This window comes from Streptomyces sp. SID5910 (assembly GCF_009862125.1).
Lineage (GTDB): Bacteria > Actinomycetota > Actinomycetes > Streptomycetales > Streptomycetaceae > Streptomyces.
Genome location: NZ_WWHX01000589.1, coordinates 1 through 23,195, shown reverse-complemented (window position 1 = coordinate 23,195; position 23,195 = coordinate 1). Strand labels below are relative to the sequence as shown.

Here is a 23,195-nt window from a genome sequence, read left to right as displayed (position 1 = left end):
TGGCTACTGAGCGAGGCTCCCCGGGCACTGTCCGGCGGTCGGCGCGCCCTGCGGGGCAGCGCTGTGCTCACGTACGCTGGAGACATGTCGACGACGCAGGAACGCGCGGAGGATCCGGAGCTGGCCTTCGACGTGTTCTCCCGGGCCTGTCCCTCGCGCGGCACCCTGGAGCACGTCACGGGACGCTGGGGCGCGCTGACGCTCGGCGCGCTGTCCGAGGGCTCCTTCCGGTTCAACGAACTGCGCCGCCGGGTCGACGGCGTCAGCGAGAAGATGCTCTCCCAGACCCTGCACGCGCTGGAGCGCGACGGTCTGGTGCACCGCGAGGCCCAGCCCACCAATCCGCCCCGGGTGGACTACGAACTCACCCCGCTGGGACGTGAGGTGGCCGGGCGGCTGATCGCGCTCATCGAATGCCTGGAGGGCCGGATGGACGAGGTCCTCGCCTCACGGGAGCGGTACGACGCGCGGGATCAGGACACGGCGCGCGGCGGGCGCTGACACTTCGGGCAGTAGTAGCTGGAGCGGTTCATCCACGGCCGGCGGCGCATCGGTGTCGCGCAGCGGCGGCAGGGCAGGCCCTCGCGCCCGTAGGCGTCGAGCGAGCGGTCGAAGTAGCCGGACTCCCCGTTGACGTTGACGTACAGGCTGTCGAAGCTGGTGCCGCCGACGGCGAGCGCCGCGTTCATGACGTCCCGGACGTGGCCGAGGAGTTCGGCGGTGCGGGGCCGGGTGAGGGTGGCGGTCGGGCGTTCGTAGTGCAGGCGGGAGCGCCACAGCGCCTCGTCCGCGTAGATGTTGCCGACGCCGCTGATCAGGGACTGGTCGAGCAGGGCCCGTTTGACGGTGGTCCGCTTGCGGCGCAGCGCCTGGTGGAACGCCTCGTCGTCGAAGAGCGGGTCGAGGGGGTCGCGGGCGATGTGCGCGATGACGTCGGGCAGTCCGTCGGGGCCGGTGTCGTGCAGGGACAGGCCGCCGAAGGTGCGCTGGTCGACGAAGCGCAGCTCGGTGCCGAGGGCGTCGGCGAAGCGGACGCGGATGCGCAGGTGCTTCTCGGCCGGCGCCTCGTGCGGCTGGACCAGCAGCTGGCCGCTCATGCCGAGGTGCGCGAGGACCGCCTGACCGGAGTCCTCCAGCGGCAGCCACAGGTACTTGCCGCGCCGGCTGGGCACACCGATGCGGTGGCCCTTCAGCCGCTGGGCGAAGTCGTCGCCGCCGGCGATGTGCCGGCGTACCGCACGCGGGTGCAGGACCTCGGCGTCGGCGACGGTGCGGTGGGCGACCCAGCGCTCCAGTCCGCGCCGGACGACCTCCACCTCGGGCAACTCGGGCATGGCATCCCCTCGGACGGTCGGGTGGACGAGCCGAACGCCCGCCCCGGGGTGCGGGACGGGCGTTCGGGCCGTGCGGTGGGTCAGGCGGAGGCGGACGCCTCGTCGGTGTCCGCGTCGACGGCGTTCGCCGCCTCCTTGGCGCGCTCGTCCGCCGCGGCCCGGATGGACCGCCACGCGGATTCCGCGGCCTGCTGCTCCGCCTCCTTCTTGCTGCGGCCGGTGCCGGTGCCGTACGAGACGCCTCCGACGCGGGCGGCAGCAGTGAAGGTCTTCTCGTGGTCCGGGCCGGTCTCCGTGACCAGGTACTCGGGGACGCCGAGTCCTTCGGTCGCGGTGAGCTCCTGGAGGCTGGTCTTCCAGTCCAGGCCGGCACCGAGGTTGGAGGACTTCTCGATCAGCGGGTCGAACAGGCGGTGCACCAGTTCGGAGGCCGCGTCGAGGCCCTGGTCGAGATAGACCGCGCCGATCACCGCTTCGAGGGTGTCGGCGAGGATGGACGCCTTGTCCCGGCCGCCCGTGCCCTCTTCACCGCGGCCGAGCCGGATGAAGGAGCCGAGGTCGAGCCCGCGGCCCACCTGTGCCAGCGCACGCGAGTTGACCACCGCGGCCCGCAGCTTGGCCAGCTGGCCTTCGGGCAGGTCGGGGTGGGTGCGGTACAGCGTGTCCGTGACGACGAGGCCGAGCACGGAGTCCCCGAGGAACTCCAGCCGCTCGTTCGTCGGCAGGCCGCCGTTCTCGTACGCGTAGGAACGGTGGGTCAGCGCACGCACCAGAAGGGCGGACTCGAGCTGATAGCCGAGCCGCCCTTCCAGAAGCGTGTGGGACGAGGCTTGAGTGTCCGCCTTCTTCTTGGCGGGAGGGTCCGCCTTGGCGTCTTCCGCCTTCTTGGGGACTGACACAGTGCCTCTCACCAGCCGCTCAGACCTCGAGGACCTGGCGCTTGTTGTAAGTGCCGCAAGACGGGCACGCGATGTGCTGCTGCTTGGGCTCGTGGCAGCGCTCGCACGCAACCAGGGTGGGGACCGCAGCCTTCCACTGCGACCGGCGGTGGCGCGTGTTGCTGCGCGACATCTTCCGCTTCGGAACAGCCACGGCTACTTCTCCTGCTTCTCGTCGACGCCCGGTTCGGCGCCGCTCATCTCGTCCTTCTCGCCGTCTTCGAGTGAACCGGCGAGTCCCTGCAAAGCCGCCCAACGGATGTCGACGGCGTCATGGTGGTGGTCCGGGTCGTCCGACAGGCGCACTCCGCACTCGGAGCACAGACCCTGGCAGTCTTCCTGGCACACCGGCTGCATCGGCAGTGCGAGCACCACCGCATCACGCAGCACGGGTTCGAGGTCGATCAGACCGTCCTCGACGAAGAGCCTGTCCTCGTCTTCCTCGGCGTCGTCGGCCGGCTCCGCCTTCACGCGGCCCCGGTCGTCGGCGTCAGGGTACGAGAACATCTCCTGGAAGTCCGCTTCGAGCTGCTGCTCCAGCGGCTCCAGACACCTTACGCACTCCCCCTCGGCCTTGGCACGGGCGGTGCCTGTGACGAGCACCCCTTCCAAGACCGACTCGAGCCGGAGCTCGAGCTCCAGCGGGGCGCCTTCCGGCACTCCGATGACTCCCGCGACACCGAGGTCCCGGGGAGCGTCGATCGTGCGGGTCAGGCGCTGGAGCGCACCAGGACGCCGTCCCAGCTCGTGCGTGTCGAACACGAGAGGGTTTCGGTGGTCGAGGCGGGCGTTCAGAACCATTCCTGCTTTCGATCTTCTGAGCTGGGGGACGCCGCCCTGCGGTGTCCCCGGGCAGCGTGGATCGCGGACGTACGCGCGACCGAAGAGCCAGGATACTGGACCATTCGCTCTCGGCCCAATCCGGCCCCGGGGGCCGGCGCCGGGCTAGAGCCCGCGGCCCTGTTCGTAGGCCCGGAGCTGCTCGGCGCTGATCATGCTGGTGTCGAAGAGGCTGGTCTCGTCGAGGGCCCCCGGCTGGGCCTGCGGCGGCTGCGGGGGCTGCTGCGGCTGCTCGGGCTGCTGGGCCTGGGCGTAGCCCTGCGCGTCGTAGCCCTGGTAGGCGTCCTGGTAGGCGTAGGGATCCGCCTGCTGGTACCCGTACGCGTCCTGCTGGCCGCCGTAGGTCTGCTGGTAGCCGGCGTACGGATCGGGCTGCTGCGGCGCGTAGCCGTACGCGGGGTCCTGGGCCGGCATCTCCGGGACGGCCTGTGCCGGTACGTGGGCCGCGGCCGGCTGCTGCTCGCCGTACTCCCGCTGCCGGGGCTGCGCGGCGGGGGCCTCCGAGAGGGCCGCGAGGTCGGCGAGGTAGTCGGCGTCGCTTGAGTGCTGGACGGTGGTGAGGTCGTCGGCGAGGGCGCCGAGGTCGTCGGTGGCGATCCGGCCGTGCAGCTTCTGGCGGCCGCGGCCGACGGCGTCCAGGGTCTTGGCCAGGACCGCCTCGAAGGCGCCGAGCTTGGTGTCGACGTAGGTGTCGGCGTCGCGGCGCAGGGTCTCGGGGTCGTGGCTGCGCTCGGGGGCGTCCTCGTCCTCGTAGCCGTTCTCGTCGAGGCCGGGTCCGGTGCCGAGGAGCTTCTCGCGGCCGCGGCCGACGGAGCCGAGGGTCTTGGTGAGGACGACCTCGAAGTTGGCCAGCTTGGAGTCGACGTAGTCGTCGGCCTCGGCGCGGACCTCCTCGGCCTCCTGGCGGGCCTCGGCGAGGATCCGGTCGGCCTCGGCCTGGGAGCGGCGGGCGACCTCGGTGCCGGCGATCAGGGAGCCGCGCTCGGCGTGCGCGCTCTCGATGATCCGCTCGGCCTCCTGGCGGGCCTCGGCGACCATCTGCTCGCGGTCGCCGATCAGCTCCTGGGCCTGGGCGAGGGATCCGGGCAGCTCGGCGCGCAGCTCCTCCAGCATCGAGAGCAGCTCGGCGCGGTTGACCACGCACGAGGCCGACATGGGCATGGCGCGGGCGCCGGAGACCATCGCGGTGATCTCGTCGAGCTTCTTCTGCACGTCCACCGTGTGCTCGCCACTCTCTACAGCTGTGTTGGAGACGGACGGGACGACTGTACGACCCTGGGGTGTCGCGGGGACACCGGGTGACGGAATGTCAGTCTCCGGGGGCTGCCCGGGGCACGTGCGGGGGCGTGCTCAGTCCTGCTTCAGACGCTCCGACAGGGCTTCGAGGACCAGCGGCGGCACCAGGTGGGCGACGTCGCCGCCCCAGGTCGCGACCTCCTTGACCAGGGAGGACGACAGGAAGCTGTAGGTGGGGTTGGTGGGGATGAAGAGGGTCTCCACACCGGAGAGGCCGTTGTTCATCTGGGCCATCTGGAGCTCGTAGTCGAAGTCGCTGACCGCGCGCAGGCCCTTCACGATGGCCGGGATGTCGCGCTGCTTGCAGAAGTCGACGAGGAGGCCGTGGAAGGACTCCACGCGCACGTTCCCGTACTCGGCGGTGACCTGGCCGATGAGGTCGATCCGCTCCTCGATCTCGAACAGGCCCTTCTTGGCCTGGTTGATCATCACGGCGACGTAGACCTCGTCGTAGAGGCTGGAGGCCCGGGCGATGATGTCGAGATGTCCGTTGGTGATGGGGTCGAACGACCCGGGACAGACGGCGCGGCGCACTTGAGTTCCCTCGCTCTCCGGTCCGGTCATCGTGCGTCTTCGCACGTTGAGGCGGCGCGACCGTACCAAAACGTTCCCTCGCCGTAACGACGGGACCGGATCGCCTCGAAGCCGTCGGGCCAGCCGAATTCGCCGCCTCTGGTGCTGCGCTCCACGGTGACCAGCGCTTCCCCGGTGAGCCACCCCTGCGTACGGAGTGTGAGCAGGATCTCCCGAAGATCGTCGTCGGAGACCGCGTAGGGCGGGTCCAGGAAGACGATGCCGTACGGCTCGGCCGGGGCCGGGGTGCGGATGATCTGTTCCGCTTTGCCCGCCCTGACCTCGGCACCGGGCAGGCCGAGGGATCTGGCGTTGTCCCGGACGGTGCGGGCGGCGCGGGCGTCGGCCTCGACGAGCAGGACGTGTCCCGCGCCGCGGGAGAGCGCCTCCAGGCCGACGGCGCCGGATCCGGCGTACAGGTCGAGGACCCGTTCGCCGTCGAGGGGGCCGCCGAGCAGGGACTGCCAGGTGGAGAAGAGGCCCTCGCGCGCACGGTCGGAGGTGGGGCGCGTGCGGCCTCCCTGCGGGACGGCTAGGCGACGTCCGCCGGCCTTGCCGGCGATCACGCGGGTCATCTCTGTGTCCTTGTCGGTGTGCTCGAGCGGGCGGACGGTGTCCGGTCCCCAGTCTGTCAGCCCTTTTCCAGGTACTGCTCCCTCTCCTCGTCCACGAGGGCGTCCAGGGCCGTGCGCAGGCCGGGCAGGCCGGTCAGCTCCGGGTCGGCGGCGACCACCGCGGCCGCCTCCTCCCGGGCCTCGGCGATGATCTCCTCGTCCTCGATGACGGCGAGGACGCGCAGGGAGGTGCGGGCGCCGGACTGGGCCTGGCCGAGGACGTCGCCCTCGCGGCGCTGTTCGAGGTCGATGCGGGAGAGCTCGAAACCGTCGAGGGTGCCGGCGACGGCGTTCAGCCGCTGGCGGGCCGCGCTCGCCTCGGGCATCTCGGTGACCAGCAGGCACAGGCCGGGTGCGGAGCCGCGCCCTACGCGGCCGCGCAGCTGGTGGAGCTGGGAGACGCCGAAGCGGTCGGCGTCCATGATCACCATCGCGGTGGCGTTGGGGACGTTCACCCCGACCTCGATGACGGTGGTGGCGACCAGGACGTCGGTCTCCCCTGCGGCGAAGCGGCGCATGACCGCGTCCTTGTCGTCGGGCGGCATACGGCCGTGCAGGACCTCGACCTTGAGGCCCTGGAGGGGGCCCTTCGCGAGCTGCTCGGCGACGTCGAGGACGGCGAGCGGAGGACGCTTGCCGTCGTCGCCCTCGGGGGCCTGCCCGGCCTTCTTCTTCGGGCCGTCCTCCTCGTCGCCGATGCGCGGGCAGACGACGTACGCCTGGTGGCCGCCCTCGACCTCCTCGCGGACCCGGTCCCAGGCGCGCGCCAGGAAGTGCGGCTTGTCGGCGGCCGGGACGACATGGCTGGCGATCGGTGAGCGGCCGGCCGGGAGCTGGTCCAGGACGGAGGTCTCCAGGTCGCCGAAGACGGTCATGGCGACGGTGCGCGGGATGGGCGTGGCGGTCATGACGAGCAGGTGCGGGGGCTGCTTGCCCTTGCCGCGCAGGGCGTCGCGCTGCTCGACGCCGAAGCGGTGCTGTTCGTCGACGACGACCAGGCCGAGGTCGTGGAACTGCACCTTGTCCTCGATCAGCGCGTGGGTGCCGATGACGACGCCGGCCTCGCCGGTGGCCAGGTCGAGCAGGGCGTGGCGGCGGGCGGCGGCGCCCATCGAGCCGGTGAGCAGGACGACCTTGGTGGCGTGCTCGGTGCCGCCCAGCATGCCTCCCTCGGCCAGGTCGCCCATCATCTCCACGACCGACCGGTGGTGCTGCTGGGCAAGCACCTCGGTGGGCGCCAGCATCACGGCCTGCCCGCCCGCGTCCACGACGGCGAGCATGGCGCGCAGGGCGACCAAGGTTTTCCCGCTTCCGACCTCGCCCTGGAGCAGCCGGTGCATCGGGTGGTCGGTGGCGAGGTCGTCGAAGATCTCTCGGGAGACCTTCTGCTGGCCGTCGGTGAGGGTGAAGGGGAGGCGGTCGTCGAAGGCGGTGAGGAGGCCGTCCGGCTTCGGTTTCCGTGGGACGGCGGGGAGTTGGGTCTCGGCGTGGCGGCGGCGGGCCAGGGCGACCTGGAGGACGAAGGCCTCGTCCCACTTCAGGCGGGCGCGGGCGTCCTCGATGTCCGCCTTGGTGTGCGGGCGGTGGATCTTCAGGAGGGCCTCGGGCAGGGAGACCAGGCCGCGGCCCTCGCGCAGGGAGTCCGGGAGGGGGTCGACGGCCTCCTGGGCGCTGGGCAGGACCGTCTGGATGGCCTTGGCGAGCTTCCAGGACTCCAGCTTGGCGGTGGCCGGGTAGAGCGGGATGAGGGCGCCCGCCCAGGATTCGACGGTCTCCTCGCCCTCGGGGTCGCCGCGCAGCAACTCGTACGCCGGGTGGGCCAGTTGCAGCCGGCGGTTGAAGACGGAGACCTTGCCCGCGAACATCGCCCGCGTGCCCGGCAGGAGTTCCTTGTGGGGCTTGTGGACGCCGTTGCCGAAGAAGACCAGCTGGAGGCGGCCGCTGCCGTCGGTGATGGTCACTTCGAGGCGCTGCCCCTTGCCGCGCGGCGCCTTGGCGGAGGCGAAGGTGTGCAGGCGGGCGTCCGCGACCTGGGCGACCACCGTGACGTGCTCGTCCATGGGGAGGTCGGCGAGGTGGGTGAGCTGGCCGCGCTCCTCGTATCTGCGGGGGTAGTGGTGGAGGAGGTCGCCGACGGTGTGCAGGCCGAGGTGCTCGGCCATCACCTTGGCGGTGGCGGGGCCGAGCACCTTCTTCAGGGGTTCTCGCAGTGCGGGCACGAGATCCATTGCACACCACGCCACTGACAATGCCGTCCACCCCGCCGGTCGGTCGGCGTTACTCGACGCCGATCAGGAGCAGCGAGCCCTGCCGGCCGCCCCGGTAGACGACCGTGTCGACGGCGAGGTAGGCCTCGCGGACCCGTGCCTCCAGGGTGTCGGCGAGGGGCTCGGGAGCCTCGTCGCCGAGGACCAGCGTGACCAGTTCGCCGCCGGCCGAGAGCATGCGGTCCAGGACGGTCCCGGCGACGGCCGTGACGTCCGCGCCGATCACGGCGACGTCCCCGTCGATGAGGCCGAGGACGTCACCGGCCTGGCAGATGCCGGCCGTCGTCCAGGACCGGTGCTCGGCGACGGTGACCTCGGCGTAGCGGGTGGCGCCGGCCGCCGAGGTCATCGCCACGACGTCCTCGTCGAAGCGCCGCTCGGGCTCGTGCACGGCGAGCGCGGCGATGCCCTGGACGGCGGAGCGGGTCGGGATCAGCGCGACGCGGACGCCTTCGGCGCGGGCCTGCTCGGCGGCCGCGGCGGCGGTGTGGCGCAGCTCGGCGTCGTTGGGCAGCAGCACGACCTCGCGCGCGTGCGCCCGGCGTACGGCCTGGACGAGTTCCCCGCTCGCGGGCGGTTCCCCCGGGCGCCCGAGCACCGTGGTGGCGCCGGCCTCGCCGTAGAGCCCGGCCAGGCCCTCGCCGGGCACGACGGCGACCACGGCGCGCTGGGCCCGTTCGCGCGGCGGGCGCTCGGCGCCGGTGGTGTGGACGTCGCCGTGCCCGAAGTGGGTGATCCGGATCCGGTAGGGCCGGCCGGCCTCGACGCCCGCCTCCACGGCGGCACCGGCGTCGTCGACGTGCACGTGGACGTTCCACAGTCCGTCGCCGCCGACCACGACGAGGGAGTCCCCGAGGGCGTCGAGGCGCTGCCGCAGCCGCGCCACGGCGGCGTCCTCGGCCTCCAGGAGGTAGATCACCTCGAAGGCGGGGCCGTCCACGGAGTCCCCGGGGCCGTCCGCCACGGCGCAGTCCCCGGCGGTCCCCGGCTCGCCGTCCTCCCCGCGCGCGTGCGGCACGGCCACCGCCCCCGCGGCCGGCACCCGCCCGGTTCCCGCCGCCGGCACCCACCCCGTTCCCGCCGCCGGCGTCCGCCCGGTGAACGTCTCGACCAGGGCGGCCAGCACGGTCACCAGGCCGTGTCCCCCGGCGTCCACCACTCCGGCGCGCTCCAGGACCGGCAGCTGTCCGGGGGTCGCGGCGAGTGCGGTGCGGGCGCCCTCGTAGGCGGCGTGGGCCACGGCCGCGCAGTCGTCCCCCGCTCCTTCCGCCGCGTCGGCGGCGGCCGAGGCGACCGTGAGGACGGTGCCCTCGACCGGGTGGGCCACGGCCTGCCGGGCGGAGTCGGCCGCGTGCCGCAGGGCCAGCCGCAGGCCGGGGCCGTCGGTGTGAGCGTGCTCACCCTGTTCGCCGAGCACCTGGGCCAGGCCGCGCAGCAGCTGGGCCAGGATGGTTCCGGAGTTGCCGCGGGCGCCGATCAGCGCGCCGTGCGCCATGGCGCCGACGGCCTCGGCCAGCGTGGGTCCGACGGCTGCGGGGTCGGTGTGCCGTCCGGCGGGGCCCCGGCCGACCTCGTGCGCCGCGAACACCGCCTCCACGGCGGCCGCGGCGGACTCGACGGTCAGATAGAGGTTGGTGCCGGTGTCCCCGTCCGCGACCGGATAGACGTTGATCGCGTCGATCTCCTCGCGCGCCCGTCCGAGCGCGCGCAGCGACAGGCCGCACCAGGTGCGTACCGCCAGAGCGTCGAAGAACCTCTGCGGCACCTGCGCCACCTGCGCCTCCTTGAGCTGCTGGACGTGGCAGGCAGCGTAGACCCCGCGAGGGTGCCCACCGGAAGTGGGCCGGGGGCGGGCCGCTGAACCGCCATGGTAGTTTCGTTGTGCGGGAGCAGCCGTTGTATGCTGCTCCGGTTGCCCGATCCGATCGGGCTCTCCCCCTGGCACCGCCACTCAGATCACGGACCGTTCGCGCTCGAGATCCTGTCCCGGCATGCCGGGATCAACCGTAAGTGCATCTGAAGTCTTTGGAGTGACCCGTGGCTGCCAACTGCGACGTCTGTGGCAAGGGGCCGGGCTTCGGCAACAACATCTCGCACTCGCACCGCCGTACGTCCCGTCGCTGGAACCCCAACATCCAGCGTGTGCGTACCGTGGTCGGCGGGACGCCGAAGCGCGTGAACGCTTGCACCTCGTGCATCAAGGCCGGCAAGGTCTCGCGCTGACGCGTCCAGCTGAGCGCGCGGCCACTGCCCGGTCCGCTGCACTGAGCCGGTCCACTTCGGTGGGCCGGCTTTTTGCCGTCCCCGGACACTTCGGGGAACGGCAAAAGCCGGCCGCCTTCCGCCGACGGCCGGCGTAGCGGGGAGGTCCCCCGGCGTCATGCCGAGGGCGTGTCCCGCCGGAACTCCCAGCCGTGGTCCACGGGGCCGATGCCGCCGCCGAGCGCGAACCCGGCCGCGATCGCGCCGGTGACGTACTCCTTGGCGGCCGTCACGGCCTCCGGCACCGACCGCCCCTTGGCCAGGCCGCAGGCCACGGCCGAGGCGAGGGTGCAGCCCGTGCCGTGCGTGTGCCGGTTGTCGAGGCGCGGGGCGCGCAGCCAGTGCTCCTCGGAACCGTCCGTGAGCAGGTCCACGGCGTCGCCGGACAGATGCCCGCCCTTGATCAGCACCCAGCGCGGGCCGTACTCCAGGACGGCGGCGGCGGCCCGGCGCAGGTCGGTGTCGGACTCGACGCGCACGCCGGTGAGTTGCGCGACCTCGTCGAGGTTGGGCGTGGCGACGGTGGCGACCGGCAGCAGTTTGGTGCGTACGGAGTCCAGGGCGGAGGCGGCGAGCAGCGGGTCGCCGTGCTTGGAGACGCCGACCGGGTCGACGACGGCCGGGGCGTCGGTGCCGCCGATCAACTCGGCGACCGTCTCGACCAGTTCCGCCGAGGACAGCATGCCGGTCTTGACGGCCTGCACGCCGATGTCGTCGACGACGCTGCGGTACTGGGCCCGGACCGCCTCCACGGGCAGCTCCCAGGCGCCCTGGACGCCGAGGGAGTTCTGCGCGGTGACGGCGGTGAGCACGCTCATGCCGTGCGTGCCCAGGGCGAGCATCGTCTTCAGGTCGGCCTGGATGCCGGCGCCGCCGCCGGAGTCGGAGCCGGCCACGGTGAGGACCAGGGGCGGCCTCATGCCTCGACCTCCCCGCCGAAGTGGTCCCAGCCGCCCTTGCTGGTCCAGGGCGCCCCGTCGACGGTCACCTGGGGCAGCGCCGAGGGGTTGAGGACCTCGCCGATCACCTTCCAGCGGGCGGGCAGCTTCACGTCCGGCGGGAAGGTCGCCACGATCGCGTGGTCCTCTCCCCCGGTGAGCACCCACTGCATCGGGTCGACGCCGACGGCCTGGCCGATGTCGTTCATCTGGGACGGGATGTCGATCTGCCCGGAGCGGATGTCGATCCTCACCTTGCTGGCCTCCGCGATGTGGCCCAGGTCGGCGATCAGTCCGTCGCTGACGTCGCACATGGCGGTGGCGCCGAGCCCCGCGGCGGCCGGGCCCGCGTGGTACGGCGGTTCGGGGCGGCGGTGGGCCTCGACGAAGGCGCGCGGCGAGCGGAAGCCGCGGGAGAGCACGGCGAAGCCGGCCGCGGACCAGCCGAGCCAGCCGGTCACCGCGACGAGGTCGCCGGGCTGGGCGCCGCCCCGGGTGACGGGCTCCTGGTTGCGCAGGTCGCCGAGGGCGGTGATGGACACGGTGATGGTGTCGCCGCGCACGACGTCGCCGCCGACCACGGAGGCGCCGGCGACCTGGCACTCGTCGCGCAGTCCGTCCATCAGCTCGGTGGGCCAGGTCACCGGGAGTTCGGCGGGCACGACCAGGCCGAGCAGCAGCGCGGTGGGCACGGCGCCCATCGCGGCGATGTCGGCGAGGTTCTGCGCCGCCGCCTTGCGGCCCACGTCGTACGCGGTGGACCAGTCGCGCCGGAAGTGCCGCCCCTCGACGAGGATGTCGGTGCTGGCCACCACCCGGCGGTCGGGCGCGGCGACCACCGCGGCGTCGTCGCCGGGGCCGACCCGGACCGCCGGGGTGGAGGTGAGACGGGAGGTGAGCTCCCTGATGAGCCCGAACTCACCGAGCTCACCAACAGTGCCCTTCATGGCCTTACTCCCCTTCTGTCCCTGTCCCTGTCCGTGCCCGGTCGCGTGCCGTCTCTGTCCTGGTTACGGTCGAAATGGCCGTCGCCACGGTCGGCATGACCGTCAACTCGCGTCATCACGACACCCCGGCGCGCGGGCTCCGCGGCCCGCGGGTCTCCCCGCGAGGAGCGACGACGCGATACCGTGGCGTTCCTTTTCCCCACATGATCCTCGTGGCCGCTCTGGAGGTTTCGTGGTACAGGCGTACATCCTGATCCAGACGGAGGTCGGCAAGGCGTCGACCGTCGCCGAGACGATCAGCAAGATCCCTGGCGTGATCCAGGCCGAGGACGTGACGGGACCCTACGACGTCATTGTCCGCGCCCAGTCCGACACCGTCGACGAGCTGGGCCGCATGGTGGTCGCCAAGGTCCAGCAGGTGGACGGCATCACCCGCACCCTGACCTGCCCGGTCGTCCATCTCTAGCCCCCGTCTACGCTGGGCCGGTGCACTCCTACCGTCACCGGCGCCTCCGCCTGCCCGCTCTCGCGTTGTTGATCGCCGCCGCAGGCTGCTCCTCAGCAGACGACAGCGTGCCGGCGGCGGTTCCCAGCCCGGACGCGAAGGTCACCAAGCTGTGTCAGAACCTGGACAAGGCGCTGCCGTCGACGGTGGACGGCCTGAACCGTGAGGATCCCGAGCCCGCCTCCGCACTGACGGCGGGCTGGGGAAACCCGCTGATCATACTGCGCTGCGGGGTGGAGCGGCCCGCGGAGATGAACGATCCGGAGGCCGACGGCGTCGAGGTCGACGGCGTGGGCTGGCAGCTCCAGAAACAGCAGAACGGGGCGTTCCGGTTCACCTCGACGCTGCGCGAGGCGTACGTCGAGGTGACCATCCCCGAGGACCGGGCCGGGCGCGGGATGGCGCCCCTGGTCGACCTCGCGCCCGCAGTGAAGAAGGCGATCCCCGAGGGGATCGCCTCCTGACATCCGGGACGGCGGGATCCGGCGTGGGTCAGCGCAGACCCGTGGACCGCCGCAGCGCCGCCTGGACCAGCCGGTCCACCAGCTCCGCGTAGCCGACGCCGGTCGCCTCCCACATCTTCGGGTACATGGAGATCGGCGTGAAGCCGGGCATCGTGTTGATCTCGTTGATCACGAACTCGCCGTCCTCGGTGAGGAAGAAGTCCGCGCGCACCAGCCCCTCGCAGGACGCGGCGTCGAACGCCCCGACGGCCAGCCGCTGGACCTCGGCGGTCTCCTCGGGCGTCAGCGGCGCGGGCACGACACCGGGCGTGGAGTCGATGTACTTGGCCTCGAAGTCGTAGTACGCGTGCGCGGAGGGCGGCGGGATCTCGGCGGGCACGGACGCCCGGGGCCCGTCCTCGAACTCCAGCACCCCGCACTCGATCTCGCGGCCGCGCAGGGTCGCCTCGATCAGGATCTTCGGGTCGTGGCGGCGGGCCTCCTCGATCGCCTCGTCGAGCCCCGCGGGGTCGTCGACCTTGGTGATGCCGATCGAGGAACCCGCGCGGGCGGGCTTCACGAACAGCGGCCAGCCGTGTTCGCCGGCGAAGTCCACGATCCTCGCGCGGGCGCCGGAACGGTCCTGCTCCCACTCGCGGGGCCGGATCACCACGTACGGGCCGACCTTCAGCCCGTAGGAGGCGAACACCGCCTTCATGTACTCCTTGTCCTGGCCGACGGCCGAGGCGAGCACGCCCGAGCCGACGTACGGCACGCCGGACAGCTCCAGCAGGCCCTGGAGGGTGCCGTCCTCGCCGTAGGGGCCGTGCAGCACGGGGAAGACGACGTCGACCTCGCCCAGCGCCTTGGGCACGGAGCCGGGTTCGCTGTAGACGACTTCGCGGTTGGCGGGGTCGACGGGGAGCACCACGGCGCCCTCGGTCGACTCGGCGAGCTGGTCGACGCTCGGGGTGCGCCGTTCGGTGATCGCCATGCGCTCCGGCTCGTCGGCGGTGAGCGCCCAGCGGCCGTCCTGGGTGATGCCGATCGGCAGGACGTCGTACTTCGTCCGGTCGATGGCCGCGAGGACGGCGCCGGCGGTGACCACGGAGATCCCGTGTTCGGAGCTGCGCCCGCCGAACACGACGGCCACACGCGGCTTGCGCTGCGGCTGCTCGGGGCTCTGGGGGAGGTTCTCGGTGCTCATATCGCGTTGAGAGTACCCGCCCGTAGGGCCACGAGACAGCGTCGGCGGGGCCGCGTGGCGCACCGGCACCCGGGTGCCGGTGCGGCGTCGCTCAGCGTCGTTCGGGCTTCGCGCTGCGCGACATCAGCTCCTTGACCGCGACCACCGGAGGCTTGCCCTCGTGCACGATCGCGACGACCGTCTCGGTGATCGGCATGTCGACGCCGTGCCGGCGGGCCAGATCCAGCACCGACTCGCAGGACTTGACGCCCTCGGCGGTCTGCTTGGTGACCGCGACGGTCTCCTCCAGGGTCATGCCCCGGCCGAGGTTGGTGCCGAAGGTGTGGTTGCGGGACAGCGGGGAGGAGCAGGTCGCCACCAGGTCGCCGAGGCCGGCGAGTCCGGAGAAGGTCAGCGGGTCGGCGCCGAGGGCCATGCCGAGCCGCGTGGTCTCGGCGAGGCCGCGGGTGATGAGCGACCCCTTGGCGTTGTCGCCGAGGCCCATGCCGTCCGCGATGCCGACGGCCAGCCCGATCACGTTCTTCACGGCGCCGCCCAGCTCGCAGCCGACGACGTCGGTGTTGGTGTACGGGCGGAAGTACGGGGTGTGGCAGGCGGCCTGGAGCCGCTGGGCGACGGCCTCGTCGGGGCAGGCGACCACGGCGGCGGCCGGCATGCGGGCGGCGATCTCCCGGGCCAGGTTGGGGCCGGTGACGACGGCGATGCGCTCGGCGCCGACCTTGGCGACGTCCTCGACGACCTCGCTCATCCGCATCGCGGAGCCGAGTTCGACGCCCTTCATCAGCGACACCAGCACGGTGCCCGGCGCCAGCAGGGGCGTCCAGTCGGCGAGGTTGGCGCGCAGGGTCTGCGAGGGGACCGCGAGGACGGTGAAGTCGGCGTCGCGGGCGGCCTCGGCGGCGTCCGTGGTGGCCCGCAGGTTCTCGGGGAGTTCGACGCCGGGCAGGTAGTCCGGGTTGGTGCGGGTGGAGTTGACGGCGTCGGCGAGTTCGGCGCGGCGCCCCCACAGGGTCACGTCGCAGCCGGCGTCGGCGAGGACCATACCGAAGGCGGTGCCCCACGACCCGGTGCCGAAGACGGCCGCCTTGACGGGCTTGCTCACGTGCCCTGCCCTTCTGCCTGCTTGCCCTGCGGTGTCCGTGCCGCCTGTGCCTGGGTCCGGCGCCGCTGCTCGATCCGCTCGCGGCGCGGGTCGTAGGGGGTGTCGGGTGCCTTCTCGCCGCGGATCTCCTCCAGCTGGCGGGTGACGGCGGCCATGATGACCTCCGTGGCCTCCTTCAGCAGCTCCGCGGTCATCTCCTGGTCGTAGAAGCGCGACAGGTCGACCGGCGGTCCCGCCAGCACGCGGTGCGTCTTGCGCGGCAGCAGGTCGGGCTTCTTGGCATAGGGGGGCAGCAGTTCGTTGCAGCCCCACTGGGCGACCGGGATCACCGGGCACTTGGTCTGGAGGGCGACGCGCGCGGCACCGGTCTTGGCGGTCATCGGCCAGCCGTCGGGGTCGCGGGTGAGGGTGCCCTCGGGATAGAAGGCGACGCACTCGCCGCGCTCCACGGCGTCGATCGCGGCCCGGAAGGCGCTGAGCGCGTCCGTGCTCTCGCGGTAGACCGGGATCTGCCCGGTGCCGCGCATCGCGGCGCCGACGAAGCCCTTCCGGAAAAGGCCGCTCTTCGCGAGGAATCGCGGCACGCGCCCGGTGTTGTACTGGTAGTGCGCGTACGCGAAGGGGTCGACGTGCGAATTGTGGTTCACGGCGGTGATGAATCCGCCGTCGGCCGGCATGTTCTCCATTCCCCGCCAGTCCCGCTTGATCAGAACCACCAGCGGCGGTTTGCAGATCACCGCGGCCAAGCGGTACCAGAAGCCGATTCTGCGGCGGGGCACGCGGACACCTTTCCTCCAGGGCCTGGGGCCGCACAAGTGTCGCCCCGGGCCGCGCGTCTGTCGAGAACACCGTACGCTCCGGCGAGTGAACCGCCAGATCCCCCAGGTGACAATGGCGGCGACGAGAGAAGGACGGAACGCCCGTGCAGTGGACCTTGGTCGTGCCCGTGAAGACCCTCGCCCGGGCCAAGAGCAGACTGGCCGACACCGCGGACGACGGGGTGCGGCCGGGCCTCGCGCTGGCGTTCGCGCAGGACACCGTGGCGGCCGCGCTGGCCTGCCCGGCGGTAGCCGATGTGGCAGTCGTCACGGACGACGTACGGGCCGGCCGCGCGCTGGCGAACCTGGGCGCCCGGGTCGTTCCGGACGAGCCGGGCGGCGGCCTGAACGCCGCTCTGGCGCACGGGGCGGCGGCCGTACGGGCGGCCCGCCCCGAAAGCCCGGTGGCCGCGCTGAATGCCGATCTTCCCGCTTTGCGGCCGGCGGAATTGACGCGGGTACTGGGCTCGGCCGCGCAATTCCGGCGTGCTTTTCTCCCGGATGCGGCGGGAATCGGAACGACCCTGCTGACGGCCGCTCCGGGCCGTGAATTGGCCCCCGCATTCGGCCCGGATTCCCGCTCCCGCCACCACGCGTCCGGCGCGGTGGAACTGCGTCTCGACGCGGTCGATTCCGTACGGCAGGACGTCGACACCGGCGACGACCTGCGGACCGCGCTGGCGCTGGGGGTGGGCCCTCATACGGCCGCGGTGGCGGCGCGGTTGCTGATCGCCGGGCAGTAGGCTGCGGGCATGCAGGCGACCGCGTACACGTACGACCCCGACAGCCGCAGCGGGCAGGTACTGCTCGACGACGGCACTCCGGTGCCCTTCGACGCGGCGGCGTTCGACGCGGGCGGCCTCAGGCTGCTGCGGCCCGGGCAGCGGGTGCGCGTCGAGACCGAGGGGACGGGCGCGGACCGCCGGATCACGCTGGTGACGCTCTACACGTTCTGACCGGCCGGGCGCCGGACGCCCGGACACGCCGCGGGCCGGACTCCCGAGGGAGTCCGGCCCGGCGCGTGAGTGCCCCTGTACCCCGTCGCCCGTTACTTCTTGCGGGCGGTGGCCTTCTTGGCGGTGGTCTTGCGGGCGGTCGACTTCTTGGCGGGGGCCTTCGTGGCCGTCGCCTTCTTCGCGGGCGCCTTCTTGGCCGCCGTCTTCTTGGCCGCGGCCGTGGTGCTCTTGGCGGCGGACTTCTTGGCCGGGGCCTTCTTCGCCGTCGCCGTCTTGGCCGCGCCGGCGGTCTTCTTGGCGGTCGTCTTCTTCGCCGCCGCGCTGGTCTTCTTCGCCGCGCCCGTGGCCTTCTTCGCCGCGCCGGTCGCCTTCTTGGCGGCGGCCTTCTTGCCCGCGGCCTTGGAGATGGTGGGCGGCGGGCCGGACAGGCTGCCCTTGGGGGCCTTCTTGACCGCGATGTCGTTCTTCGGGAGCTTCTTCGAGCCGCTCACCAGGTCCTTGAAGCCCTGGCCCGCGCGGAAGCGCGGCACCGAGGTCTTCTTGACCCGAACCCGCTCGCCCGTCTGGGGGTTGCGGGCGTAGCGGGCCGGACGGTCGACCTTCTCGAAGGAACCGAAGCCAGTGACCGAAACCCGGTCCCCCGCGACCACCGCACGGACGAGGGCGTCCAGGACCGCGTCGACAGCGTCGGCGGCCTGCTGCCTGCCGCCCAGCTTGTCGGCAATCGCTTCTACGAGCTGCGCCTTGTTCACGTCTTCCCCTTCGGAGACATCGCCAGAACGAATGTGTTCAAGCCTTTTCGCACGTTAGGCAGATATATACCGCAAATCAAACACGAAACGGGCTAATCACCCTTGTGCCGCAACGGACTCGGTGATCTCGGCCTGTTCAGCGTTCCTCGTCGGGGAATCGACCCTCGTCGAGGTCCGCGGTGAACCGGTCCAGACGCCTTGCCGCACCGGCGAGATCGTGTTTGGCCGCGGCCGTAATGACCAGCAGCTTCCGGGTCAGCGCCATCCGTACGCCCTCCGGGACTTGCAGTGCGCGCACTCTTGTGTGCGCTTCCTTGAGCCGGACCGCGACCGCCGCATAGAGCTCGAGTTGGCCGTCGTGTTCCATGCACAGATTGTGCCATCTGGGGCGAGTTGTCGCCTGCGCAGGGGGCAACTGCCGCCCCGAACGGCCTCCGGGGCCCCCGCGGAGCGCGGGGTTCCACAACGCGTGTACCCCGCCAATCACAGCCTTAACGTGGGAAGTTGAGCCCCTCACGGGCAGCCCGGAACACGGTCCGGGCCCAGACACGGCCGTACCCCCGATCGGGCTGATCGGGGGTACGGAGGGGGATGTTGAGTGGCCGAAACTCGACCTTGTGCGCGGCCGCGGGGGCCGCGGGTCAGACCTGGAGCGTCTGCGGCTTGTACGACGGGCGCTTCGCCTCGTAGGCGGCGATGTCGGCCTCGCTCTGGAGGGTGATCGAGATGTCGTCCAGCCCGTTCAGCAGCCGCCAGCGGGAGTTCTCGTCCAGCTCGAAGGAGGCGGTGACGCCCTCGGCACGGACCTCGCGGGCCTCCAGGTCGACGGTGATCTCGGCCTGCGGGTCGTTCTCCGTGAGCTCCCACAGCGCGTCCACGATCTTCTGGTCGATGACCACCGTGAGCAGGCCGTTCTTCAGCGAGTTGCCGCGGAAGATGTCGGCGAAGCGGGACGAGATCACGGTCTTGAAGCCGTAGTTCTGGAGCGCCCAGACGGCGTGTTCGCGGGACGAGCCGGTGCCGAAGTCGGGACCGGCGACCAGGACGGTCGCGCCCTGCCGCTCGGGCTGGTTGAGGATGAAGGACGAGTCCTTGCGCCAGGCCTCGAACAGCCCGTCCTCGAAGCCGTCCCGCGTCACCTTCTTGAGCCAGTGGGCGGGGATGATCTGGTCGGTGTCGACGTTGCTGCGGCGCAGCGGGACGGCCCGGCCGGTGTGGGTGGTGAATGCTTCCATGACTCTCAGACTCCAGCGGGCGTGGGGGCGTCGGCGGACAGGTCGGCCGGGGAGGCCAGGTGGCCCAGCACGGCCGTCGCGGCCGCGACCTGCGGCGACACCAGGTGGGTGCGGCCGCCCTTGCCCTGCCGTCCCTCGAAGTTGCGGTTGGACGTGGACGCGGAACGCTCACCGGGGGCGAGCTGGTCCGGGTTCATGCCCAGGCACATCGAGCAGCCCGCGTGCCGCCACTCGGCGCCGGCCTCCTTGAAGACCACGTCCAGGCCCTCGGAGACGGCCTGGAGGCCCACCCGCGCGGAGCCGGGGACGACCAGCATCCGTACGCCGTCGGCGACTTTGCGGTCCCGGACGATCTCGGCGGCGGCGCGCAGGTCCTCGATGCGGCCGTTGGTGCAGGAACCTACGAAGACGGTGTCCACCTTGATGGAGCGCAGCGGCTGTCCGGCCGCCAACCCCATGTACTCCAGGGCCTTTTCGGCGGCGAAGCGCTCCGAGGCGTCTTCGTACGAGGCCGGGTCGGGGACCTCGGCGGAAAGCGGTGCGCCCTGGCCCGGGTTGGTGCCCCAGGTGACGAACGGCGACAGCTCGGCGGCCTCGATGACGACCTCGGCGTCGAACTCGGCGTCGTCGTCGGTGCGCAGCGTCTTCCAGTACGCGACGGCCGCGTCCCAGTCGGCGCCCTCGGGGGCGTGCGGGCGGCCCTGGAGGTAGGCGAAGGTGGTCTCGTCGGGGGCGATCATGCCCGCGCGGGCGCCGGCCTCGATCGACATGTTGCAGATGGTCATGCGGGCCTCCATCGAGAGCTTCTCGATGGCCTCGCCGCGGTACTCCAGGACATAGCCCTGGCCGCCGCCGGTGCCGATCTTCGCGATGATCGCGAGGATCAGGTCCTTGGCCGTGACACCGTCGGGCAGCTCGCCGTTGACGGTGATCGCCATGGTCTTGGGGCGGGACATCGGCAGCGTCTGGGTGGCCAGCACATGCTCGACCTGCGAGGTGCCGATGCCGAACGCCAGCGCACCGAAGGCGCCGTGCGTGGAGGTGTGCGAGTCACCGCAGACCACGGTGGTGCCGGGCTGGGTCAGACCGAGCTGCGGGCCGACGACGTGCACGACGCCCTGCTCGACGTCGCCCAGCGGGTGCAGCCGGACGCCGAACTCGGCGCAGTTCTTGCGCAGCGTCTCCAGCTGGGCCCGGGAGACCGGGTCCGCGATGGGCTTGTCGATGTCGAGCGTCGGGGTGTTGTGGTCCTCGGTGGCGATGGTCAGGTCGAGCCGGCGCACCTGGCGGCCGCTCTTGCGGAGGCCGTCGAAGGCCTGCGGGCTGGTCACCTCGTGCAGCAGGTGCAGATCGATGAAGAGGAGGTCGGGCTCGCCCTCGGCGCGCCGGACGACGTGGTCGTCCCAGACCTTCTCCGCGAGTGTCCTACCCATCGCTTTCCCTCCGGCCGGCGACAACGCACCGACCCAACTAGAGATCTTGAGGAGGCAGCGCCCTCACCCCTGATTCCGGGCAACCGCCGCCAGGCCCTTTCGTCACGGGCCGTTTGTGACTTCGTGCCTTCAAGAGTGGCGGGTTCCACGGAAAATTGAACTTGCGTTTCACAGAGTGAGACGGGAGTATCGTTGCATGGACAACAGTAGCGGCGTCGGCGTTCTGGACAAGGCGGCCCTCGTCCTGAGCGCTCTGGAGTCCGGTCCGGCCACCCTCGCGGGGTTGGTCGCGGCGACCGGACTGGCACGACCCACGGCCCACCGCCTGGCCGTGGCGCTGGAACACCACCGTATGGTGGCGCGCGACATGCAGGGCCGTTTCATTCTCGGGCCGCGCCTGGCCGAGCTGGCCGCGGCGGCCGGCGAGGACCGCCTGCTCGCCACGGCGGGCCCGGTGCTCACCCACCTCCGCGACGTCACGGGAGAGAGCGCCCAGCTCTATCGCCGCCAGGGTGACATGCGCATCTGCGTGGCCGCGGCCGAGCGTCTGTCCGGCCTGCGGGACACCGTCCCGGTCGGCTCCACGCTCACCATGAAGGCCGGCTCCTCGGCGCAGATCCTGATGGCCTGGGAGGAGCCGGAGCGTCTTCACCGGGGCCTCCAGGGCGCCCGCTTCACGGCGACCGCCCTGTCCGGGGTGCGCCGCCGGGGCTGGGCCCAGTCCATCGGCGAGCGGGAGCCCGGCGTGGCGTCCGTCTCCGCTCCGGTGCGCGGCCCCTCCAACCGCGTGGTGGCCGCCGTCTCGGTCTCCGGCCCCATCGAGCGCCTGACCCGCCACCCGGGCCGGATGCACGCCCAGGCGATCATCGACGCCGCCGGCCGCCTCTCCGAGGCGCTGCGCCGCACCGGCTGACGGCCCCCCTCTTCTTTCTCGTACTCGACCGGGACAGGGCCCGCCTCAACGCCGCGGCGGGCCCTGTCCCGGTCTCACGCCTCCTTGGAGGCGGCCTCCCCCTTCGATGCGGCCTCCCCGCGGGCCGCCTTCTCCCCCGACCGGTACGCGAACCGGTCCCGCGCACGGCGGCCCCGCTTGTCGAGCGGCACCTGCCCGTGGGCCGCCGCGAGCCCGAAGGCCGGCATGTCGGCGTAGATCGCCTCGTACGCCCCCTCGGGCACGACGTACGCCTCGTGCCACAGCCCCACGTGCCCCCGCACCTTCCCCGCCCGCTCCTTGCGGTTGATGATCGCCCAGGCCCGGTGGTGGAACATGTCGGGCGAGTGCGCGTAGCGGTAGAGCTTCTCCTTGGACTCCCAGTACTGGACGACGTAGTACGTGCGCGGCGAGGCCGTCAGCAGGACGTGTCCGAGCAGTCCCCGGTCCGGGTTCTTCCCGAGCTCCCGGAGCATGCGGGGCATCGCCAGGAAGACCGGCAGCCAGTGATGGACCGCCCAGAAGTGGTTGATCCTCATGCCGATCAGCAGGACGGTCACGTCCCCCTCGGCGGCGGCGGTGGTGCGGCCCGCGGTGACGGACTGGCCGGGCATGACGCCTCCCCGTATTGGTGAGCGGCACTCTCCAGTGCCCCGTGTTTGGATAGTGCCGGTATCCGATGAAGGGCGCAAGGGATGCGACTGGCCGATCTGAGCAAGCGCAGCGGGGTCTCCACCGCGACGATCAAGTACTACCTGCGCGAGGGCCTGTTGCCGCCGGGCCGGCAGGTCAACGCGACGACGGCCGAGTACGGCGAGGAGCATCTGCGCAGACTGCGTCTGGTGCGGGCGCTGATCCAGGTGGGCAAGGTGCCGGTGGCGACCGCGCGGGAGGTGCTCGGGCACGTCGACGACGACTCCCTGGGCCGCACGGTCCGGCTGGGGGCGGCCCTGTGGGCGCTGCCGCAGGACCCGGAGCCGGACGAGGCGGATCCGGCAGTGGTGGCGGCCCGGGCGGAGGTGGACCGGCTGCTGGAAATGCTGGGCTGGGAGACCGCCCGGGAACTGGCCTCCCTCTCCCCCGTGCACCGTTCGCTGGTGGTGGCGGTGGCCGCGCTGCGGCGGCTGGACTATCCGTGGGACGCGGAACTGATGGCGCCGTACGGGGAGTTGATGCACGAGGTGGCCCGGCGGGACCTGGACTTCATGGAGAGCCGGGGCTCGGAGGAGGAGAAGGTCGAGCTGGCGGTCGCGGCGGCGGTGCTCTTCCAGCCCGTGCTGCGGGCGCTGCACCGGCTGGCGCAGGAGGAGGAGTCGGCCCGCAGGTACGGCATCGAGTGAACGCCGAAGGGGGCTCCCGCCTGAGCGGGAGCCCCCTTGGGACTCGTACCCCCGACCGGATTCGAACCGGCGCTACCGCCTTGAGAGGGCGGCGTGCTAGGCCGCTACACAACGGGGGCGTGGACCCTGCGAGCGTTGAATACTACTCCGCCGCAGGTCCGAGCTGGTCTACCTGGACTCGAACCAAGACTAACTGAACCAGAATCAGTCGTGCTGCCAATTACACCATAGACCAATGATGGTTTAGACCAGTCAGTACCCCCGACCGGATTCGAACCGGCGCTACCGCCTTGAGAGGGCGGCGTGCTAGGCCGCTACACAACGGGGGCCCTAGCGATCCTGCATCGTGGTCGGCGGGAGCTACCCTGACCGTCCTCGCGGGAAGGATCTGTACCCCCGACCGGATTCGAACCGGCGCTACCGCCTTGAGAGGGCGGCGTGCTAGGCCGCTACACAACGGGGGC

Annotated in this window: 27 protein-coding genes and 4 tRNA genes; 8 read left to right on the top strand and 23 right to left on the bottom strand. The window is 71.8% G+C overall.

Annotation, left to right across the window (positions count from 1 at the left end; translation table 11 throughout):
- Positions 1-84 precede the first annotated feature (84 nt).
- Entirely contained in the window at positions 85-501 is a 417-nt protein-coding gene (locus GTW67_RS20770) for a winged helix-turn-helix transcriptional regulator (protein WP_161166306.1), read from the top strand.
- On the opposite strand, the gene mutM is transcribed toward GTW67_RS20770, so the two are convergent.
- From mutM to fakA, 9 genes are all read right to left on the bottom strand, one after another.
- Complete coding sequence (gene mutM / locus GTW67_RS20765) at positions 474-1,334, bottom strand: bifunctional DNA-formamidopyrimidine glycosylase/DNA-(apurinic or apyrimidinic site) lyase (protein WP_161166305.1); 861 nt, start codon at positions 1,332-1,334, stop codon at positions 474-476. The genes GTW67_RS20770 and mutM overlap by 28 nt on opposite strands.
- Positions 1,335-1,414: 80 nt before the next feature.
- Positions 1,415-2,245, bottom strand: coding sequence for a ribonuclease III (rnc, locus tag GTW67_RS20760; protein ID WP_346010702.1), 831 nt, complete (start codon positions 2,243-2,245; stop codon positions 1,415-1,417).
- Positions 2,246-2,252: 7 nt separating this feature from the next.
- Entirely contained in the window at positions 2,253-2,426 is a 174-nt protein-coding gene (gene rpmF, locus GTW67_RS20755; RefSeq protein ID WP_003951102.1) for a 50S ribosomal protein L32, read from the bottom strand.
- A 2-nt stretch (positions 2,427-2,428) separates the two neighbouring features.
- The gene (locus GTW67_RS20750; RefSeq protein ID WP_161166303.1) at positions 2,429-3,073 is read right to left on the bottom strand and encodes a YceD family protein; all 645 of its coding nucleotides are present in this window, start codon (positions 3,071-3,073) and stop codon (positions 2,429-2,431) included.
- A 144-nt stretch (positions 3,074-3,217) separates the two neighbouring features.
- On the bottom strand, positions 3,218-4,330 hold the full coding sequence (locus tag GTW67_RS20745) for a cell division initiation protein (protein ID WP_161166302.1): 1,113 nt from the start codon (positions 4,328-4,330) through the stop codon (positions 3,218-3,220).
- A 132-nt stretch (positions 4,331-4,462) separates the two neighbouring features.
- Positions 4,463-4,942: a pantetheine-phosphate adenylyltransferase gene (coaD, locus tag GTW67_RS20740; protein ID WP_318216347.1), complete on the bottom strand. Its 480-nt coding sequence runs from the start codon at positions 4,940-4,942 to the stop codon at positions 4,463-4,465.
- Between the two features lie 26 nt (positions 4,943-4,968).
- Positions 4,969-5,556 (bottom strand): 16S rRNA (guanine(966)-N(2))-methyltransferase RsmD, encoded by a 588-nt coding sequence (gene rsmD / locus GTW67_RS20735; protein ID WP_161166300.1) that lies wholly within the window; start codon positions 5,554-5,556, stop codon positions 4,969-4,971.
- A 56-nt stretch (positions 5,557-5,612) separates the two neighbouring features.
- On the bottom strand, positions 5,613-7,823 hold the full coding sequence (gene recG / locus GTW67_RS20730) for an ATP-dependent DNA helicase RecG (protein WP_161166299.1): 2,211 nt from the start codon (positions 7,821-7,823) through the stop codon (positions 5,613-5,615).
- A gap of 49 nt (positions 7,824-7,872) precedes the next feature.
- Positions 7,873-9,636: a fatty acid kinase ATP-binding subunit FakA gene (gene fakA / locus GTW67_RS20725; protein WP_161166298.1), complete on the bottom strand. Its 1,764-nt coding sequence runs from the start codon at positions 9,634-9,636 to the stop codon at positions 7,873-7,875.
- A gap of 263 nt (positions 9,637-9,899) precedes the next feature.
- Here fakA and rpmB point away from each other — a divergent pair, with 263 nt between their 5' ends.
- Positions 9,900-10,085, top strand: a complete 186-nt coding sequence (gene rpmB / locus GTW67_RS20720) for a 50S ribosomal protein L28 (protein ID WP_003993230.1) — start codon at positions 9,900-9,902, stop codon at positions 10,083-10,085.
- Positions 10,086-10,240: 155 nt separating this feature from the next.
- On the opposite strand, the gene thiD is transcribed toward rpmB, so the two are convergent.
- Both thiD and GTW67_RS20710 read right to left on the bottom strand, forming a co-directional pair.
- Complete coding sequence (gene thiD / locus GTW67_RS20715; protein ID WP_161166297.1) at positions 10,241-11,044, bottom strand: bifunctional hydroxymethylpyrimidine kinase/phosphomethylpyrimidine kinase; 804 nt, start codon at positions 11,042-11,044, stop codon at positions 10,241-10,243.
- On the bottom strand, positions 11,041-12,009 hold the full coding sequence (locus tag GTW67_RS20710; protein ID WP_161166296.1) for a thiamine-phosphate kinase: 969 nt from the start codon (positions 12,007-12,009) through the stop codon (positions 11,041-11,043). Before GTW67_RS20710 ends, thiD begins: the two co-directional genes overlap by 4 nt.
- Before the next feature lie 232 nt (positions 12,010-12,241).
- On the opposite strand from GTW67_RS20710, the gene GTW67_RS20705 reads away from it, so the two are divergent.
- Positions 12,242-12,475, top strand: a complete 234-nt coding sequence (locus GTW67_RS20705; protein WP_019328745.1) for an Lrp/AsnC family transcriptional regulator — start codon at positions 12,242-12,244, stop codon at positions 12,473-12,475.
- A 20-nt stretch (positions 12,476-12,495) separates the two neighbouring features.
- Positions 12,496-12,978: a DUF3515 family protein gene (locus GTW67_RS20700; protein WP_161166295.1), complete on the top strand. Its 483-nt coding sequence runs from the start codon at positions 12,496-12,498 to the stop codon at positions 12,976-12,978.
- Between the two features lie 28 nt (positions 12,979-13,006).
- On the opposite strand, the gene GTW67_RS20695 is transcribed toward GTW67_RS20700, so the two are convergent.
- From GTW67_RS20695 to GTW67_RS20685, 3 genes are all read right to left on the bottom strand, one after another.
- Positions 13,007-14,164, bottom strand: a complete 1,158-nt coding sequence (locus GTW67_RS20695) for a D-alanine--D-alanine ligase family protein (protein WP_161166294.1) — start codon at positions 14,162-14,164, stop codon at positions 13,007-13,009.
- Between the two features lie 91 nt (positions 14,165-14,255).
- On the bottom strand, positions 14,256-15,266 hold the full coding sequence (locus GTW67_RS20690) for an NAD(P)H-dependent glycerol-3-phosphate dehydrogenase (RefSeq protein ID WP_161166293.1): 1,011 nt from the start codon (positions 15,264-15,266) through the stop codon (positions 14,256-14,258).
- A complete protein-coding gene (locus GTW67_RS20685) occupies positions 15,263-16,045 on the bottom strand; it encodes a 1-acyl-sn-glycerol-3-phosphate acyltransferase (RefSeq protein ID WP_161166292.1) in 783 nt (260 codons plus the stop codon). Before GTW67_RS20685 ends, GTW67_RS20690 begins: the two co-directional genes overlap by 4 nt.
- Before the next feature lie 143 nt (positions 16,046-16,188).
- Here GTW67_RS20685 and cofC point away from each other — a divergent pair, with 143 nt between their 5' ends.
- Positions 16,189-16,827 (top strand): 2-phospho-L-lactate guanylyltransferase, encoded by a 639-nt coding sequence (gene cofC / locus GTW67_RS20680; protein WP_161166291.1) that lies wholly within the window; start codon positions 16,189-16,191, stop codon positions 16,825-16,827.
- Between the two features lie 9 nt (positions 16,828-16,836).
- Complete coding sequence (locus tag GTW67_RS20675; protein ID WP_161166290.1) at positions 16,837-17,040, top strand: hypothetical protein; 204 nt, start codon at positions 16,837-16,839, stop codon at positions 17,038-17,040.
- Positions 17,041-17,132: 92 nt separating this feature from the next.
- On the opposite strand, the gene GTW67_RS20670 is transcribed toward GTW67_RS20675, so the two are convergent.
- From GTW67_RS20670 to leuC, 4 genes are all read right to left on the bottom strand, one after another.
- The gene (locus tag GTW67_RS20670; protein WP_161166289.1) at positions 17,133-17,792 is read right to left on the bottom strand and encodes an HU family DNA-binding protein; all 660 of its coding nucleotides are present in this window, start codon (positions 17,790-17,792) and stop codon (positions 17,133-17,135) included.
- Positions 17,793-17,928: 136 nt separating this feature from the next.
- Complete coding sequence (locus GTW67_RS20665) at positions 17,929-18,159, bottom strand: SCO5555 family protein (protein ID WP_161166288.1); 231 nt, start codon at positions 18,157-18,159, stop codon at positions 17,929-17,931.
- Between the two features lie 274 nt (positions 18,160-18,433).
- The gene (leuD, locus tag GTW67_RS20660; RefSeq protein WP_161166287.1) at positions 18,434-19,027 is read right to left on the bottom strand and encodes a 3-isopropylmalate dehydratase small subunit; all 594 of its coding nucleotides are present in this window, start codon (positions 19,025-19,027) and stop codon (positions 18,434-18,436) included.
- 5 nt (positions 19,028-19,032) lie between these two features.
- On the bottom strand, positions 19,033-20,460 hold the full coding sequence (gene leuC / locus GTW67_RS20655) for a 3-isopropylmalate dehydratase large subunit (RefSeq protein ID WP_161166286.1): 1,428 nt from the start codon (positions 20,458-20,460) through the stop codon (positions 19,033-19,035).
- Positions 20,461-20,656: 196 nt separating this feature from the next.
- On the opposite strand from leuC, the gene ndgR reads away from it, so the two are divergent.
- Complete coding sequence (gene ndgR / locus GTW67_RS20650; protein WP_053137572.1) at positions 20,657-21,373, top strand: IclR family transcriptional regulator NdgR; 717 nt, start codon at positions 20,657-20,659, stop codon at positions 21,371-21,373.
- A 74-nt stretch (positions 21,374-21,447) separates the two neighbouring features.
- On the opposite strand, the gene GTW67_RS20645 is transcribed toward ndgR, so the two are convergent.
- Positions 21,448-22,005: a DUF4188 domain-containing protein gene (locus GTW67_RS20645; RefSeq protein ID WP_161166285.1), complete on the bottom strand. Its 558-nt coding sequence runs from the start codon at positions 22,003-22,005 to the stop codon at positions 21,448-21,450.
- 81 nt (positions 22,006-22,086) lie between these two features.
- Between GTW67_RS20645 and GTW67_RS20640 the strand changes: the two genes are divergently transcribed.
- Entirely contained in the window at positions 22,087-22,731 is a 645-nt protein-coding gene (locus GTW67_RS20640) for a MerR family transcriptional regulator (RefSeq protein ID WP_161166284.1), read from the top strand.
- A gap of 46 nt (positions 22,732-22,777) precedes the next feature.
- Here the strand turns inward: GTW67_RS20640 and GTW67_RS20635 are convergent.
- From GTW67_RS20635 to GTW67_RS20620, 4 genes are all read right to left on the bottom strand, one after another.
- Positions 22,778-22,850, bottom strand: a tRNA-Glu gene (locus GTW67_RS20635).
- A gap of 44 nt (positions 22,851-22,894) precedes the next feature.
- Positions 22,895-22,966: transfer RNA gene (locus GTW67_RS20630), tRNA-Gln, on the bottom strand.
- Positions 22,967-22,987: 21 nt separating this feature from the next.
- A tRNA-Glu gene (locus GTW67_RS20625) sits at positions 22,988-23,060 on the bottom strand.
- A 62-nt stretch (positions 23,061-23,122) separates the two neighbouring features.
- A tRNA-Glu gene (locus GTW67_RS20620) sits at positions 23,123-23,195 on the bottom strand.

Excerpts from the sequence above, each read along its gene's own strand:
- thiD (WP_161166297.1), bottom strand. The coding sequence starts at position 11,044 with ATGAGGCCGCCCCTGGTCCTCACCGTGGCCGGCTCCGACTCCGGCGGC.
- recG (WP_161166299.1), bottom strand. The coding sequence starts at position 7,823 with ATGGATCTCGTGCCCGCACTGCGAGAACCCCTGAAGAAGGTGCTCGGC.
- GTW67_RS20640 (WP_161166284.1), top strand. The coding sequence starts at position 22,087 with ATGCGACTGGCCGATCTGAGCAAGCGCAGCGGGGTCTCCACCGCGACG.
- GTW67_RS20675 (WP_161166290.1), top strand. The coding sequence starts at position 16,837 with ATGCAGGCGACCGCGTACACGTACGACCCCGACAGCCGCAGCGGGCAG.
- mutM (WP_161166305.1), bottom strand. The coding sequence starts at position 1,334 with ATGCCCGAGTTGCCCGAGGTGGAGGTCGTCCGGCGCGGACTGGAGCGC.
- GTW67_RS20695 (WP_161166294.1), bottom strand. The coding sequence starts at position 14,164 with ATGAGCACCGAGAACCTCCCCCAGAGCCCCGAGCAGCCGCAGCGCAAG.
- leuD (WP_161166287.1), bottom strand. The coding sequence starts at position 19,027 with ATGGAAGCATTCACCACCCACACCGGCCGGGCCGTCCCGCTGCGCCGC.
- GTW67_RS20645 (WP_161166285.1), bottom strand. The coding sequence starts at position 22,005 with ATGCCCGGCCAGTCCGTCACCGCGGGCCGCACCACCGCCGCCGCCGAG.
- rsmD (WP_161166300.1), bottom strand. The coding sequence starts at position 5,556 with ATGACCCGCGTGATCGCCGGCAAGGCCGGCGGACGTCGCCTAGCCGTC.
- GTW67_RS20710 (WP_161166296.1), bottom strand. The coding sequence starts at position 12,009 with ATGAAGGGCACTGTTGGTGAGCTCGGTGAGTTCGGGCTCATCAGGGAG.
- ndgR (WP_053137572.1), top strand. The coding sequence starts at position 20,657 with ATGGACAACAGTAGCGGCGTCGGCGTTCTGGACAAGGCGGCCCTCGTC.
- leuC (WP_161166286.1), bottom strand. The coding sequence starts at position 20,460 with ATGGGTAGGACACTCGCGGAGAAGGTCTGGGACGACCACGTCGTCCGG.
- GTW67_RS20770 (WP_161166306.1), top strand. The coding sequence starts at position 85 with ATGTCGACGACGCAGGAACGCGCGGAGGATCCGGAGCTGGCCTTCGAC.
- GTW67_RS20665 (WP_161166288.1), bottom strand. The coding sequence starts at position 18,159 with ATGGAACACGACGGCCAACTCGAGCTCTATGCGGCGGTCGCGGTCCGG.
- GTW67_RS20750 (WP_161166303.1), bottom strand. The coding sequence starts at position 3,073 with ATGGTTCTGAACGCCCGCCTCGACCACCGAAACCCTCTCGTGTTCGAC.